At 31.3% G+C, this 13,022-nt stretch carries 24 protein-coding genes; 2 read left to right on the top strand and 22 right to left on the bottom strand.

What is annotated here, in order from left to right; translation table 11 throughout:
• Positions 1–17: 17 nt before the first annotated feature.
• Together VLM92_RS15360 and VLM92_RS15365 are read left to right on the top strand one after the other, a co-directional pair.
• Positions 18–263 carry a BhlA/UviB family holin-like peptide gene (locus tag VLM92_RS15360; protein WP_325277196.1) on the top strand — a complete coding sequence of 82 codons (246 nt, stop codon included), beginning with the start codon at positions 18–20 and terminating at the stop codon, positions 261–263.
• Positions 263–955 carry an N-acetylmuramoyl-L-alanine amidase gene (locus VLM92_RS15365; protein ID WP_325277197.1) on the top strand — a complete coding sequence of 231 codons (693 nt, stop codon included), beginning with the start codon at positions 263–265 and terminating at the stop codon, positions 953–955. The genes VLM92_RS15360 and VLM92_RS15365 overlap by 1 nt, the downstream gene beginning before the upstream one ends.
• Before the next feature lie 432 nt (positions 956–1,387).
• On the opposite strand, the gene VLM92_RS15370 is transcribed toward VLM92_RS15365, so the two are convergent.
• From VLM92_RS15370 to VLM92_RS15475, 22 genes are all read right to left on the bottom strand, one after another.
• Complete coding sequence (locus VLM92_RS15370) at positions 1,388–1,786, bottom strand: hypothetical protein (protein ID WP_325277198.1); 399 nt, start codon at positions 1,784–1,786, stop codon at positions 1,388–1,390.
• A 1-nt stretch (position 1,787) separates the two neighbouring features.
• On the bottom strand, positions 1,788–2,078 hold the full coding sequence (locus VLM92_RS15375; RefSeq protein ID WP_325277199.1) for a hypothetical protein: 291 nt from the start codon (positions 2,076–2,078) through the stop codon (positions 1,788–1,790).
• Positions 2,079–2,185: 107 nt separating this feature from the next.
• Entirely contained in the window at positions 2,186–2,479 is a 294-nt protein-coding gene (locus VLM92_RS15380) for a hypothetical protein (protein ID WP_325277200.1), read from the bottom strand.
• Positions 2,457–2,963, bottom strand: a complete 507-nt coding sequence (locus VLM92_RS15385) for a RusA family crossover junction endodeoxyribonuclease (RefSeq protein ID WP_325277201.1) — start codon at positions 2,961–2,963, stop codon at positions 2,457–2,459. The genes VLM92_RS15380 and VLM92_RS15385 overlap by 23 nt, the downstream gene beginning before the upstream one ends.
• Positions 2,905–3,546, bottom strand: coding sequence for a sigma-70 family RNA polymerase sigma factor (locus VLM92_RS15390; protein ID WP_325277202.1), 642 nt, complete (start codon positions 3,544–3,546; stop codon positions 2,905–2,907). The genes VLM92_RS15385 and VLM92_RS15390 overlap by 59 nt, the downstream gene beginning before the upstream one ends.
• A gap of 1 nt (position 3,547) precedes the next feature.
• Complete coding sequence (locus VLM92_RS15395; protein WP_325277203.1) at positions 3,548–4,069, bottom strand: dUTP diphosphatase; 522 nt, start codon at positions 4,067–4,069, stop codon at positions 3,548–3,550.
• 1 nt (position 4,070) lies between these two features.
• Positions 4,071–4,244, bottom strand: a complete 174-nt coding sequence (locus VLM92_RS15400) for a hypothetical protein (RefSeq protein ID WP_325277204.1) — start codon at positions 4,242–4,244, stop codon at positions 4,071–4,073.
• A gap of 13 nt (positions 4,245–4,257) precedes the next feature.
• Entirely contained in the window at positions 4,258–4,398 is a 141-nt protein-coding gene (locus tag VLM92_RS15405) for a hypothetical protein (protein WP_325277205.1), read from the bottom strand.
• The gene (locus tag VLM92_RS15410; protein WP_325277206.1) at positions 4,398–5,369 is read right to left on the bottom strand and encodes a RecB family exonuclease; all 972 of its coding nucleotides are present in this window, start codon (positions 5,367–5,369) and stop codon (positions 4,398–4,400) included. The genes VLM92_RS15405 and VLM92_RS15410 overlap by 1 nt, the downstream gene beginning before the upstream one ends.
• Positions 5,356–5,667 (bottom strand): AbrB/MazE/SpoVT family DNA-binding domain-containing protein, encoded by a 312-nt coding sequence (locus VLM92_RS15415; protein ID WP_325277207.1) that lies wholly within the window; start codon positions 5,665–5,667, stop codon positions 5,356–5,358. Before VLM92_RS15415 ends, VLM92_RS15410 begins: the two co-directional genes overlap by 14 nt.
• A gap of 207 nt (positions 5,668–5,874) precedes the next feature.
• Positions 5,875–8,922: a DNA polymerase III subunit alpha gene (locus VLM92_RS15420; RefSeq protein ID WP_325277208.1), complete on the bottom strand. Its 3,048-nt coding sequence runs from the start codon at positions 8,920–8,922 to the stop codon at positions 5,875–5,877.
• Positions 8,923–8,962: 40 nt separating this feature from the next.
• Positions 8,963–9,172 (bottom strand): hypothetical protein, encoded by a 210-nt coding sequence (locus tag VLM92_RS15425; protein WP_325277209.1) that lies wholly within the window; start codon positions 9,170–9,172, stop codon positions 8,963–8,965.
• Positions 9,173–9,207: 35 nt separating this feature from the next.
• Entirely contained in the window at positions 9,208–9,399 is a 192-nt protein-coding gene (locus VLM92_RS15430) for a hypothetical protein (RefSeq protein ID WP_325277210.1), read from the bottom strand.
• Positions 9,400–9,414: 15 nt separating this feature from the next.
• Positions 9,415–9,555, bottom strand: a complete 141-nt coding sequence (locus VLM92_RS15435; protein ID WP_325277211.1) for a hypothetical protein — start codon at positions 9,553–9,555, stop codon at positions 9,415–9,417.
• Entirely contained in the window at positions 9,542–9,682 is a 141-nt protein-coding gene (locus tag VLM92_RS15440) for a hypothetical protein (protein ID WP_325277212.1), read from the bottom strand. Before VLM92_RS15440 ends, VLM92_RS15435 begins: the two co-directional genes overlap by 14 nt.
• 93 nt (positions 9,683–9,775) lie before the next feature.
• Entirely contained in the window at positions 9,776–9,979 is a 204-nt protein-coding gene (locus tag VLM92_RS15445) for a hypothetical protein (protein WP_325277213.1), read from the bottom strand.
• A 30-nt stretch (positions 9,980–10,009) separates the two neighbouring features.
• The gene (locus VLM92_RS15450) at positions 10,010–10,267 is read right to left on the bottom strand and encodes a hypothetical protein (protein ID WP_325277214.1); all 258 of its coding nucleotides are present in this window, start codon (positions 10,265–10,267) and stop codon (positions 10,010–10,012) included.
• 1 nt (position 10,268) lies between these two features.
• Entirely contained in the window at positions 10,269–10,655 is a 387-nt protein-coding gene (locus tag VLM92_RS15455; protein WP_325277215.1) for a nucleotide modification associated domain-containing protein, read from the bottom strand.
• Entirely contained in the window at positions 10,655–10,942 is a 288-nt protein-coding gene (locus tag VLM92_RS15460) for a hypothetical protein (protein ID WP_325277216.1), read from the bottom strand. The genes VLM92_RS15455 and VLM92_RS15460 overlap by 1 nt, the downstream gene beginning before the upstream one ends.
• Positions 10,939–11,943 carry a toprim domain-containing protein gene (locus VLM92_RS15465; protein WP_325277217.1) on the bottom strand — a complete coding sequence of 335 codons (1,005 nt, stop codon included), beginning with the start codon at positions 11,941–11,943 and terminating at the stop codon, positions 10,939–10,941. Before VLM92_RS15465 ends, VLM92_RS15460 begins: the two co-directional genes overlap by 4 nt.
• 8 nt (positions 11,944–11,951) lie before the next feature.
• A complete protein-coding gene (locus VLM92_RS15470; protein WP_325277218.1) occupies positions 11,952–12,575 on the bottom strand; it encodes a hypothetical protein in 624 nt (207 codons plus the stop codon).
• Between the two features lie 2 nt (positions 12,576–12,577).
• Complete coding sequence (locus tag VLM92_RS15475; RefSeq protein ID WP_325277219.1) at positions 12,578–13,021, bottom strand: HNH endonuclease signature motif containing protein; 444 nt, start codon at positions 13,019–13,021, stop codon at positions 12,578–12,580.
• Position 13,022: the final 1 nt, after the last annotated feature.

Consider the following 13,022-nt stretch of genomic DNA (forward strand, 5'->3'; position numbering starts at 1 on the left):
ACAATGGGGGTAATACAATGGATATAATAACAGGTAATATGGAGAACATTACGTTTGCAACGTTATTCGTTGGTTTGTTCGTCTACACACTTAAAGATAGGGATAGAAGAGAGGCGTTAATAATGAAACAATCTGATAAACGTGAAAGCCTAATGAGGGAGCAGTTAAATAAAACTGTTCCTATCCTAGATGGTATATTAAGACGTTTAGATGGGATAGAGAATGTTATATCAATAAAAAGAGAAGAAAGGGATGAAGAATAATGGCATTAGCAAAAAGAAAGTTAAGAATACATATAAGTGCAGGGCACACATTGGAAGGTAAAGGTACAGGTTCAGAAGGGTATATTAACGAATCAAAAGAAAATAGAATACTTGCTAAGAAAGTTGTAGCAATCCTTAAAACGCAAGGTCATTACGTTACTTATGGTGAAGTTGATAAATCTGCAAGTTATTTAAAAGAACAAGTAACACTTGCTAATAAGGAAGATTATGATGTAGTAGTACAAATACATTTTAACGCATTTAAAGACACTTCTAAGGAAATGGGTACAGAGGTTTGGTATTGCTCTGATAGAGGTATTAAATACGCTAAGAACGTCTGTGATGAGCTTAAAACACTATACTACGATAGAGGTGTTAAGAAACAACCTAATTTCTATTGGTTAAAAAACACTAAATCACCTGCTATACTTATAGAAACGTGTTTTGTTGACAGTAAGGCTGATACAGATAAGTATAAAGCTAACATTGATAAGACTGCTACACTTATAGCACAAGGTATAATGGGCGAAAAGATAAAGGTTGAAACACCTAAGCCTAAACCACCTGTTAACAACACTAAACACCCTAAATACGTTGTAATAGCAGGAACATATCATGAGCGTGATTACGCTAATAATCAAATCAACAAATTAAGAAAACTTGGTATAGACTGTTATATAGACGTTAAGTAAACATAAAAAAACACCCAACCAGGGGAGTTAAACCTGGAAAGGTGTTTTTTTTGTTGATAAAACGTTTGGACAATTTTTTAATTAATCTAGGCACAATTTTTTTTAAACAACTAATATGTAATTAATTTGAACATAAACGTAGAAATATAAGTTTCACCTGTTTATATTTAGAAAGGTTTCGCACACCTTTTCTATACATTTATTATACCATGTTACTGGATGGTTTTCAACCATTATTAGCACATCAAAGAATATTCTAAACATGCTTATCTTTACTCTTTTATATTTCTTTTTGATTTGCCCTTCCGTGAGGAAGGAAGGAAATAAGTTTAGTTTATATAAGTATAGTTATATAAGTATAGTTAGAGTAAGATTTTATTACTAGCCTAGTAAGATTTTATTACTAGCCCTAGTAACATTTTATTACTTACTCTATTTTTCAATAGATTCAAACTCATAATCATAAACGTATATTTTATTACTATTATCGAATTGCCTCACCTGTTTTATAAGACCTCTATCTTCCAACATTTTCTTTATCGCAATTATTTTTGGTTTACCTTTTATCTTCATGAAATCCATCAACTCTTGATTTGAAACCACTATGTAAACATCATTTTCTTCAAAGCACACATATGTTAAATCATCATTATCTGCCTTAAATTGCGATAAATTACGTTTATCCACTAAATATGCGTAAACCAATATTTCATCTACTGACATATCCGTGTAGAATAATTCTTTATGTAACATAAAATACTTCTTTTTCATTGATTCGTGATATGGTAATATAGTTTGTTTTAATGTTGTATTTTTTCTTATTTCGTACATCTTACGCCTCCTTTAAGAAGGTTTTTTTCAATGTATAATAAACTTTATTTTTTCTAACCTCTACTTCTGCTAAATCATTATCTATAAGTTCTTTTTTTACCTTCGATAGTGTTGATGTTGATTTTATCCTTGTTAATTCCATAGCTTTTTTGTTATTGTATTCTACTACATTATTTTTTGTTTTATATTGTATCTCATCTAACTCTGAAAATAAAAATTTAGCCTCCATACTTAGACCTTTTATTCCTAATAACTCATATGACATATAAAATGTTTCTTCAAAATTAAACATTTTCTCACCTCTTTCTTTAAGTTAATTTAATTATATACCATTAAAACAAGGATGTCAATAATATTACTTACTTTATTTTTCAACTAAAAAAGGTGTATCTCTACACCCTATACGTTTATTACCCTATCTCTATCAATACCCTTGCCCCTTCTTTTATTTGATACATAACTATTGTTTTCTATTTCATGTTGCCTAGGTGTTTTCTCCAAAGCACGCACCCCTACGTGGTGTAAAGCTTTATCAGGTGTCTTATTATGTAGTATGGCGTGTAGCAAAGCCATATAATTAGGGTGGGTATCCATTAACTCATCCACCCATTTTTCATACTTCTCATTACTAAGTATTTCTTTTTCACGCTTTTTTATCTCTTTGATGTGTTTATTTTTCTTCTTTCTCCCCATCTTCCTCAACCTCCTTGTATTTAGCAGGATATATAACCACTTCTAAACGTGGGTTATCCTTATCATATTTTATATCTATATCTCTAATCAAAATGAATTGGTCGTCCACATATGCACATCCATTTAAAGCATCTGCTAATACTTTGTGCATGTTATGACCATCCCTCCTTAATCTATCAGGGAAATAGTATGTAATCTCAACTATTAACCACACACCTTTTTTCTCCATTTTATAGTTTTGTTTAACCTTTTCTCTTTCAACTATTTGATGTGTTGTTTGCATAAACATTAATGCATCTTTTGTCATAAACCTTCTACCTTTTACAAATTTATATGCGTGATTTACGCTTGGGCATGGTGGTAAGGTAAGCTTTAACTTCTTCTTAGGATTATTAGGTTTGACACGTACTAAATCATTGTTTTTTCTAGCAATTTTTAACAAGTCCTTCTCTTTGTCGTTTTTCTTTTTCGATTCTTTTTTCATTTTCTTCCCCCAATTTAAGCCACTCTTTGTATTTATCCTTAATTTGTATGAACCATCTTGATACGGTTGCTTGTTTTACTCCAAGTCTTTCACCTATCTCAATTTGCTTTACCTCATCAAGAAGTAATAGTAACACCATTCTCTCTTTATCGTTTAGCATATTTGAATACACAAAGCTATTAAAATCTATATTAACGCAATTATCGTATTCTTCACTAATAGTGTTTTTACTTTCTAATGTTTCACCTAGTGTTATTGGTGTCCCACCTTTATTGTTTATTTGTACAACTTCACTTGTACTTATTTTATAAACATCTAATTTATTGTGTTTTATTACTTTTCTTTCTCTACGTGTGCTTAAATATGTATCACACTTCATTATATAACCACTACAAAGACTATAAGCATATGTGGAGAACTTATACCCCTTGTTTTCATCAAAGTTCTCACAAGCGTACCAAAGCCCTATAAGTGCCTCTTGAATAAAATCTTCTCTTATCTCATCGCTTACTTTATCGGCAAACTTGTGAGCAACTTTGTAAGCTATATTAATGTTTTTATCAAATAGCTCCTGTGGTGTCATATTAATATTGCTTTTCTTGTCTCTCTATGTTTATTTTGTTTTTACGTATGTATTCGTCATATATATTATCACCTGTAAATCCACATTTATTTAACATTAGTAATATGCCTATAAGTATAGATGTCAACATTTCTGCCCAACTTCTCATCATATATGTATCAACCATTAAAGCATCTGTCATTACATATAACTCATTTATTGATTTGTCCTCCATGTGTTCTAATTGCTCTTTAGTTATTACCAAATCCTCTTTCATCTCATAGCCATAATCTATCATAAGAGATAATATAAAGTGTATAGTATCTATGCCTTCCTCTAATACATGGTCTTTACCTTTATTCTTTTTCCAAAACTTAAACTCTTCTATTTCATTTATAAATTCATGTAATTCTGTTTTTAACGCTATGTATTTTTCCTGTGTTAAATCTAATTCCTCATCAACACCATTGTTTTTAAGTGCTAATTCATCCATCTTTCCTTGTAAGTCCATCATTGTTTGTAATTGTTCTTTAGTTAATTTCATATTATTTATTCTCCCCATTTCTTTTCTTTTTTATTTTAGCATATAAATCTGAAAATAAAACTATCATTGCTAAAATAATTGCTAAATTATCTTTATCACAAAGTAGCGCAACTAAACTTGCAAACATTAATAAATAATCAAATATGTCTTTTTTATATTCTAGTGTAAATTCCATCCTTCTCAATCTCCTATAATTTGTATTTTTCTTTTTGCTTTTTATTATAATTTAATGTACATTTGTAACAACAAGTTTTCTTTCTTTTGTCTTTTGTGTAGAAGTTCTTTCCACACCATCTACAATTTGTTTTTCTCTTCCCCTCTGTATTCATTACATCCCCCAACCACTTTCTATATTGTTATTTTGATTTGCATTAACCCACCTTTGCTTATCACTTCTAGCGCAAGTACCATTATCTCCAAAATGACACTGTTTACAATGGAAGTAATTAGGTCTATCAGGTATATTAAACAACCCACCTATTATTTTACCGAATAAAGATTGTATCTCCTTAATCGTGTCTCCTATTGATATTTTGTACACTCTCTTTTTAACTGTACATTCATATCTATCTTCTCCTACGTGTACATATTTACGCTCTTTACCTTCTGAAAGGTATATAAGTGTAAATGATTTAACTGGCTTACCATAATTATCTTGAACTGCTTTTATATATAAGGGTACTTGTAAGTTTGTAGCCAAGTTTTGACCTGTCATTACCTTACCTGTTTTCCAATCAAGAATATGTAGATTACCTTCTTCATCTTCTCTTATCATATCCATTGTAATTCTAACCTTGGGTAATCCCTCTTTAATGTTTATGAATAATGTTTCCTCTGTTATAACGAGTTTACCAGGTAAATCATCACATATGCTTAAATAGTGCTCAGTGGCTTTTTGCGCCTTTATGTCAAGCTTATTGACTAATTCATCATCCCATTTACCACGACAGCTTAAAATGGTTTCTGTTGTCCCTGATGATACTTCCTGCTTGTCTATTTCACCCTTTTGATGTTTATCATATAATTCATGTAATTCTATTCCTACATGCGCATATATATTCATAGGAACTTCCATACCTTTTATCACCTCAAGATAAAAAGCATAAGGACAAGCTTTATATGTATCAATATGTGAACGTCTTATAAAGTCTAATTCAAACTTAGGTTTTTCACCATTACATTCTTTACACTTAAATTTATTTGCTAATGCACACGCCTCACAAAGCGTATCTCCACATTTAACACACATGGCAATATTGATAATATCTACTTCACAACCACAAGTTTTACAAACCTTCATTTCTTACCACCTTTCTTACATATATTGCATCTTCTACAAGTAAGAACATTTCTAATTCTCCACATTCTTCAATTTCTAACACTTTTCTAATTTTCTTTGATATGACAAGTCTCCCTAGGTTATCTATTTTTCTAGTTATCAAAGTTCCTTCATGTGCTTTTTTTATTATTATCCCATCCTCATATAGTGTCATTTCTACTTCTGCGCCATTTTCTGCGTTTATCTCTTTTCTATATTCTTTTGGCATTACTATTCTGCCTAATTCATCTAATTTTCTTATTATTCCTCTGAATTTCATTATTTTGTCCCCCCTGCAACTATTCCCATTGCCAATACTCCTATTACTGTACCTGCCATAAGGCATATTATATTTCTAAATATCTCTAAATTACTCAATCTTATTGCCTCCTGTATTTTTTATATGTTCCTATTATACCATCTATAACCAAAAAAAGGAAGGTTGATACCAACCCTATCTTTAATAATTCTACAAAAGTTGTCATATTTAATTTACCTCCAAACTCTCTATATTATCTAATAATATACTATCACCTGATTTTTTACCTTTTACATAAACTATATTACCTTCTTTTGATTCGTTTTTAATACTTTGACTTTCCCATATATTTGCAAATGATAAAGCACGTACAACACCACAAGGCAAATCAAGAGTAATAAATGCCATCATCTTACCATTTTTTTGTGACCTTTCAGTAACATCTGTTATTTCACCTACAACAGACACCATTTCGCTTTCTTTATAGTCATAAAAACTTTTAGGGTTGTGATTATCAAGTGGATGTTTTCTTAAATACATTCCTAGTGATTCTTTTTCCCATTTCATAAATAATTTTTCATTGTAATCATAGTAATCACAAATATGACCGTTTTTGATTTGAGTCTTAGTTCTATTTAACATATCAAGCCTATACATCATCTCGTTTCTTGTTTCCTCAAAATCAAAGCATCCTGCTTTTATAAGCGATACTAATACATTCTTCCTTATAATTGCCTTAGTACGTCTTTCAAACAGGTCTGAGAGGCTTATAATAGGTCTAAGGCGTATTATTTCAGGTATTACACTCTCACCTACACCTTTTAAATAATTAAGTGGCATCCTTATACCTTCTTTAGTTGGTGTAAACTCATGTGTACCTTTATTTAAATCAGGTGGTAATAGTTTTATATCTTTACGTTTACACTCTGCTATTATATTTGCTACTTCTTCTTGATTATCTATCTTAGCAGTAAGTAGTGCCGAATAAAAGTAGTTAGGGTAATAAGCTTTTAGGTAAGCTGTTTGATATGTTATAACAGTATAACACGTAGCATGTGATTTATTAAATCCATACCCACCACTCGCAACATCAACTATTTCTTCCCAAATTTTCTCAAGTAAACTTCTGTTAAATCCTCTAGCAATCCCATCAACTACAAATTTATTTGCTAATTCTATATCTTCTTTAAGTTTCTTATTCTTTCTTATGTTTGTATCACTAAATCCATACGCCCAACCTGCATAAGTGTGTGCATCATGTAAATATTGTTCCTGATAAATCATAAGACCTTCTGATTCATTCATGTATCTTTGTCTTTCAGGTGCTATGTACCATTCTTTACCGTTTCTACGCTCAATGTATTCGTGATAATCTCCTGTTCCTGGTCTTATTATTGATGTGAAAGCTATTAAATCAGAGAATTTACGTGGTTTTTGCTCAACCAATCTACTTGCTTGTGAGTTTAATTGGAATATACCACTTACATCACCTTTTTGTAGCATTTCATATATCTTCTTATCCTCTAAATCTATCTTAGACAAATCAACTTTTTCGCCCGTATCTTCTTCTATCAAATCAAGAGTATGTTTTATTATAGGTAAAGTTTCAAGTCCAAGGAAGTCAAACTTAACAAACCCTGCATCCTCAAGTGGATATTTAGTAAGCATAGCAACAGGTACATTTCTATTACCATTATCATCTGTTACCATTTTTAATGGTAGATACTTTCTTAGATTAGGATATATAACAAACCCTCCTGCGTGTTTACCTTCGTGTGATATAACACCCTCTAATCTCTCAATACAACGCTTTATAAATGGTTTACTATCCATAAAGATAGATAAATCCTTTGATTCATCTAAAGCCTCTTTAAAGCTAAATGAGAGTCTGTCAGGCATATACCCTATTACTTTTGCTATCTCCTCCATTGAATAACCAAAACATCCTAATATTTTTCTAGTACAACTCTTAGCAGTTAGTGTTCCATATGTAATTATACGAGCAACATTTAAATCACCGTATTGTGATTGAAGATATTTAAACAACCAGTCCTGGTCTGATATATCAACGTCTATATCAGGTTGTCTACCTTTATCCATAAATCTTTCAAATACTAATCCATATTTAACAGGGTCAACACGTGTTATATCTGTTAAGTAACAAACCTTACTACCTGCGCCTGACCCCCTGCCATCTCCTACTAATACACCTGCTTTACGCGCCTCACGTATTGCATCTTGTACTATTAAGAAATAACCTGAATATCTTTCCTCATCAATAACATCTAATTCGTGTTCTATTTGTTCTGCAAGTGATGTAGGGGTTGATACTCCGTATTTTTTCACTACACCTTCTTTTACTTCTTCTTCTAATGCATCTCTCTCTGTTTGATTTGGTTTTAACTTGTTATAATGTGGCATGAAATCGCCTTTAGGTAATTTAACCCAATCACATTTATCTGCAACTTCATTGGTATTTTCTAAAGCTTGTATAAATTCCTTTTTATCGGACATACTACCTATAAAGGTATTTACCATTTCATCATAAGTTTTTAACCAATAATCATTAGTAGGGAATTTAAACCTTTTAGGACTATCCCACTTTTGCTTAACTTGTAATGCTAATAATACCTCGTGTACATCTGCATCTTCTTTAAACGTATAATGTACATCGTTTGTAGCAATAACTTTCGTCTTAGTATCACGTGCTAAGCGAAAAATCTCCTTATTTACTATGTATTGGTCGGGAATATCATTAGGTTGGACTTCTAAGTAAAAATCATCACCAAATATATCTTTAAACTTAGTGAGCCATTCCTTAGCAATAGCGTATTCACCACTTAATAATTTCTGTGATATAGTTCCCCCTATACATGCAGAAGAAACCATTAATCCTTTGTTGTATTTTTTTAATAAATTTATATTGATGTGAGGTTTACGGTAAAATGTACTATACGATTCGTTGTATAATTGGTACAAATTCTGTAAACCTTCTTCGCTTTTAGCAAACACCATTAAATGCCTACCATTATCTTCTTTACACACTTCATCACCTTCGTGTGCGTAGAACTCACATCCATAAATAGGTTTAATACCTGCTTTTTCACATTCTATTTCTAAATCCTTATGCCCCGCACAAGAACCATGGTCTGTAACTGCTATTGCAGTCATGCCTAATTCTTTAGCACGATTAACAAGTTCCTTAACCTTACTTATCCCATCAAGTAAGCTGTATTCCGTGTGTACATGAAGATGCACGCAATTTTTGTTTTCCATTATATCTCACTAACCTCCTTTATATGTTAAAATCACTTTTTTATCTTATAAACTTTCTTCTATTTTCAATTTTTCTAACTAACTGATAACTAGATATTGCTACATACGCTAGTCTATTTTCTTTTTCTATTTTCTCTTTTATTAAATTTAAATGTTGAAAAGAATTTATCTTAAATGATGTAGTAGAATAAAAATTACCACAGCCACCATTAAAAGTAAAACTTACTAAATATTTATATTGATTTTTCATTAAAGCCACCTCATTTATAAATTAAAATATGTTTTTTATTTGCATATCTTTATTTCATTTACAACTTCAAAATAATTTAAGTCCTTTACTCTAACTTCTTCGCAATCCGTACCATTGAATACCACAACAATTTCATCAAGTTTAACATTTATAATAACTTCGTGTATTGGATTATTCTTGAAATATGAAATTTTTGCAACGTAGTATTTATTCCACTCTAATTTCATGATAAATTCTCCTTTTTATCTTATTTTAAAATAACATAGTGAACAACCTATGCATTCATCAACACAAGTTACTTCACAATACTTCTTTGAGTTACATTCCATACAACACCTACCACATCTATTCTTCCACAAAACTTCACCATCAAGTTTCCACATAACTTCCTCCTAATAAAATATGTCTTTCTATTAACCTTAAGGCATCTTCTCTAAATATATAAATCATATCAACGTAATCATCAGGATTTTCGCTCCATGCTTTTATTGTTCTTTCTACTAATTTCATCAAACCTCACCTCCATTACCAATAAGTACAATATATATACTAACACAACATCAACTGTAACAGGTAATAAAATTATTGGATTAAATGGATTCATCATATTTCATTGTCCTCCACATCAAGTTCTACGTATTCAAATGTCCAGAAACCGTGTCCTTTTACTTCATATTGTCCATTTGATATTCTCATTATTTTGCCTAGCTCTTTTTTGTTTATATATATAGGATTGCACATAGGGCTTTTAACAAGTTCTTTATGGTACTTCTCTGTTATGCGCACCTTATCACCTATTTTAAACATGATACATCTCCATAAAAAAAATAGAGGGGATTAACCCTCTACCTCTTCTTCTGCTCCTTCTTGATTCGATTCCACATTTGTTATGAACATTCCATTATGATGCATTAAACATGGCATTTGTGATTCTGCTATTCTGCAAAATTCATCATGTATAGCTTTTGCCTCATCACCTGATGCTATCTTTTTATTACCACCTATTGTTCTTGAAACCCAAAGGTTTTTGTTCTTATCTAAGTTCCACCCATTTATTATGTAACTACCTTCTTGTGTCATATAACATATTCCCATACTATTTTCCACCTTTCATTTTTTCTAATTCCACCAATCCCATTATAGTGTAATTGGCAAGGTCTCTCAATGTATCTTCTATACCCTCATCAAGAACATCTATTTCAGGGTTCTCAGATAGCATTTTAAACCTTTTGTATTTGTCAGTCAACCTAATTAACAACGACAACAATCCAAACTCTGAGAATTGCTCTGAAAAGCTATTACCATACCTTCTATTCTTTTCTATAAATGTAGTGTGTATGTCTGAGCATATTGATGCGTGTATTTCTGTATCAGATATTTTACCAGGGTGCAACATCTTAGCTTGTTGTTCTGTTTTATTATCATTTAAAAAGCTTAAAAACTCTTCCACTTCTTCTTCTGTCATTGCTCTCAATTCAAACATTATTTATCTCCTCTTTTCTTTAATTCTAATTCTACATCATACATTACAAAATATTTACTTGCTAAGTGTGCTAAATTAGACATGCACTTGTATTGCACATCAACAGGCATCTTGTCCCAATCTTCTTTACTATCTGCATATTCCATACCTATTTTTACCATTATAGCATCTGTCGTTTTTTCTTCATCTGTTAATTCTATTTGAGATACTTCATCAACCAGTTCTTCCTTCTTTTTACTTGCTATTTCTTCCATTTCTTTTTTTAATCTTTCTGCAAAATTTTTCATATTATTTTCTCCTTTTTGTTATATAAATTTATTAAATCATTTGATTCGAGAGAACCTGGGTCTAATCCTTCATCAAATTTAACCATGTAAAGTGTTGCTTTGTTTTTGAAAAGTTCGGTCGCTTGCTTAGTAGCTTTAACACCTGCATCATCCCCATCAAAAGATAATACTATGTCTTTCCCTGTTCTAAACAATATCCTATACTGTTCTTCTGTTATTTTACTACCAAATACACACACTACGTTTTTAACACCTGCTTGGTAGTAAGACCATACATCAAAAATACCTTCTACTACAACTATCTCGTCATAATCCTTACATGCATCAAGGTTATATATTATATTACCTACACCCAATCCACTTGGTAGGTGCAACCACTTGACTATTTCCTTTGCTTTTGTTTTTCTAAGTGATACACCGACTTGTATATTGTCTTGATATATAGGACATACTATTCTATCATAAGTAGTACGTTCTTCGCCACTTGAAGTAATGTATTTCATTTGTTTTACATATCCTGCTCCAAAGTGTTCAAGTGTTTCTTGTGTGAAGTGTCTATATTTTTTAAGTGGTAAAACCTCTTCTTCAATTATAAACTCAACTACATCTGTTTTACTAGCTTTTTTTTTCCTTTTTTGGATAAACTTCATCCATTCTTCCAATTCTTTTTGATATGATGATTTACGTTGAGCTATAATCATATTGTCCATATCAATGCAAAGTATTTTTGCAAGTTTTTTTACTGCATCTACAAATCCTACACCTTCTATTTTTTCAATGAGTGTGAAAATATCTCCACCTCCACACTCATCATTTGTAAAACATCTCCAAAGTGATGTTTCAATATCTATACTAAATGCAGTTTTGTTGTTTCCTTTATGAATTGGACAAGCACATCTTATAAACCTACCTGTTTCAATCATTTCATCTACTTTATAGTGTTCTAAGATTACTCTAACATCTAAATTATCTTTTATAACATCTACTGCATTTTTGTCCATACTTCCTCCTAATTTTCAGGTTGTTCTCCTGTAATCAACCAACTTTCAGGAAGTGTTTTTACCCATTCACAAAATACGCGCCATTCTTGGAGTTTATGTCCTTTTCTTTGGTTATACATAGTTTTAAGTTGTAAGTAATTTGTTGTTTTTCTCGCAGTTAACATAAATCCTGATGGGCAATTACTCACCACTTCTTGGAAAGCATAAGATAGTTGTAGTTTGGTATAGCCACCATCTTCTACCATTTGGTTGTATTTGCATATTTTCTCCATAAGAACTGCTTTTATACGTGCATCAACCCATTCATTACAGTTTTCATCTATATCCATCTTCAATAAACGGTGCATTTTACTTTGAGACGATACATAATCAAACCACGTATATCTATCTGCTTGACGATACCAATATTCACTCGCCTTCACATCAAATTGAACTATTATACCTTTTAAGAAACAATCGTGTCCTGTGCCTGGCTTACAACCTGATAACACTTTAGCACGTTTTACATCCCCATCAACAGGTATTTTATATTGATTGCTCTCAACTTCTGTTTGCATTGGATAACCACTTGCTAATATACTATCGCTTAAACCATGTACCTTATCATTGCTTATTTCTAATACTTTATACATACTCAACACTCCTTCTCTATGTTCCAATTAATTTTATTTATAGTTCTCCAAGCCGTTGCAGGTGATATACTATACTTCTCTGCTACTTCATGATAGTGATTGTATTTTTTTAATTTCCAATCATTTCTCATTTCATCAACTTGTTCTTGTGTTAATTTTGTTCTTCCGTGTCTACCTCTTTTAACTTGGTCGTGGTTATTATCTTTGTAAGTACCTAATTCAAGGTGTTCAGGGTTAATACATTTTCTATTATCACATTTGTGCCTTACAACTAGACCATCAGGTATAAAACCATACATTTCTTCGTAAATATATCTGTGCATCCTCGTTGTTTTATTATATTTTCTTATCATTGGATAACCACCAGTTCCAATGTGATGAGAGGTGCAATTAAAGCACCCATTCTCATCTACATCCCATGTTATAGGTTTTTTTATATTAGGCATA

Source organism: Romboutsia sp. (assembly GCF_035470145.1).
Classification (GTDB): domain Bacteria; phylum Bacillota; class Clostridia; order Peptostreptococcales; family Peptostreptococcaceae; genus Romboutsia_D.

What these genes read in the sequence shown, in the direction of transcription:
- VLM92_RS15360 (WP_325277196.1), top strand. Translation starts at nt 18, where the DNA reads ATGGATATAATAACAGGTAATATGGAGAACATTACGTTTGCAACGTTA.
- VLM92_RS15365 (WP_325277197.1), top strand. Translation starts at nt 263, where the DNA reads ATGGCATTAGCAAAAAGAAAGTTAAGAATACATATAAGTGCAGGGCAC.
- VLM92_RS15370 (WP_325277198.1), bottom strand. Translation starts at nt 1,786, where the DNA reads ATGTACGAAATAAGAAAAAATACAACATTAAAACAAACTATATTACCA.
- VLM92_RS15375 (WP_325277199.1), bottom strand. Translation starts at nt 2,078, where the DNA reads ATGTTTAATTTTGAAGAAACATTTTATATGTCATATGAGTTATTAGGA.
- VLM92_RS15380 (WP_325277200.1), bottom strand. Translation starts at nt 2,479, where the DNA reads ATGGGGAGAAAGAAGAAAAATAAACACATCAAAGAGATAAAAAAGCGT.
- VLM92_RS15385 (WP_325277201.1), bottom strand. Translation starts at nt 2,963, where the DNA reads ATGAAAAAAGAATCGAAAAAGAAAAACGACAAAGAGAAGGACTTGTTA.
- VLM92_RS15390 (WP_325277202.1), bottom strand. Translation starts at nt 3,546, where the DNA reads ATGACACCACAGGAGCTATTTGATAAAAACATTAATATAGCTTACAAA.
- VLM92_RS15395 (WP_325277203.1), bottom strand. Translation starts at nt 4,069, where the DNA reads ATGAAATTAACTAAAGAACAATTACAAACAATGATGGACTTACAAGGA.
- VLM92_RS15400 (WP_325277204.1), bottom strand. Translation starts at nt 4,244, where the DNA reads ATGGAATTTACACTAGAATATAAAAAAGACATATTTGATTATTTATTA.
- VLM92_RS15405 (WP_325277205.1), bottom strand. Translation starts at nt 4,398, where the DNA reads ATGAATACAGAGGGGAAGAGAAAAACAAATTGTAGATGGTGTGGAAAG.
- VLM92_RS15410 (WP_325277206.1), bottom strand. Translation starts at nt 5,369, where the DNA reads ATGAAGGTTTGTAAAACTTGTGGTTGTGAAGTAGATATTATCAATATT.
- VLM92_RS15415 (WP_325277207.1), bottom strand. Translation starts at nt 5,667, where the DNA reads ATGAAATTCAGAGGAATAATAAGAAAATTAGATGAATTAGGCAGAATA.
- VLM92_RS15420 (WP_325277208.1), bottom strand. Translation starts at nt 8,922, where the DNA reads ATGGAAAACAAAAATTGCGTGCATCTTCATGTACACACGGAATACAGC.
- VLM92_RS15425 (WP_325277209.1), bottom strand. Translation starts at nt 9,172, where the DNA reads ATGAAAAATCAATATAAATATTTAGTAAGTTTTACTTTTAATGGTGGC.
- VLM92_RS15430 (WP_325277210.1), bottom strand. Translation starts at nt 9,399, where the DNA reads ATGAAATTAGAGTGGAATAAATACTACGTTGCAAAAATTTCATATTTC.
- VLM92_RS15435 (WP_325277211.1), bottom strand. Translation starts at nt 9,555, where the DNA reads ATGTGGAAACTTGATGGTGAAGTTTTGTGGAAGAATAGATGTGGTAGG.
- VLM92_RS15440 (WP_325277212.1), bottom strand. Translation starts at nt 9,682, where the DNA reads ATGAAATTAGTAGAAAGAACAATAAAAGCATGGAGCGAAAATCCTGAT.
- VLM92_RS15445 (WP_325277213.1), bottom strand. Translation starts at nt 9,979, where the DNA reads ATGTTTAAAATAGGTGATAAGGTGCGCATAACAGAGAAGTACCATAAA.
- VLM92_RS15450 (WP_325277214.1), bottom strand. Translation starts at nt 10,267, where the DNA reads ATGGGAATATGTTATATGACACAAGAAGGTAGTTACATAATAAATGGG.
- VLM92_RS15455 (WP_325277215.1), bottom strand. Translation starts at nt 10,655, where the DNA reads ATGTTTGAATTGAGAGCAATGACAGAAGAAGAAGTGGAAGAGTTTTTA.
- VLM92_RS15460 (WP_325277216.1), bottom strand. Translation starts at nt 10,942, where the DNA reads ATGAAAAATTTTGCAGAAAGATTAAAAAAAGAAATGGAAGAAATAGCA.
- VLM92_RS15465 (WP_325277217.1), bottom strand. Translation starts at nt 11,943, where the DNA reads ATGGACAAAAATGCAGTAGATGTTATAAAAGATAATTTAGATGTTAGA.
- VLM92_RS15470 (WP_325277218.1), bottom strand. Translation starts at nt 12,575, where the DNA reads ATGTATAAAGTATTAGAAATAAGCAATGATAAGGTACATGGTTTAAGC.
- VLM92_RS15475 (WP_325277219.1), bottom strand. Translation starts at nt 13,021, where the DNA reads ATGCCTAATATAAAAAAACCTATAACATGGGATGTAGATGAGAATGGG.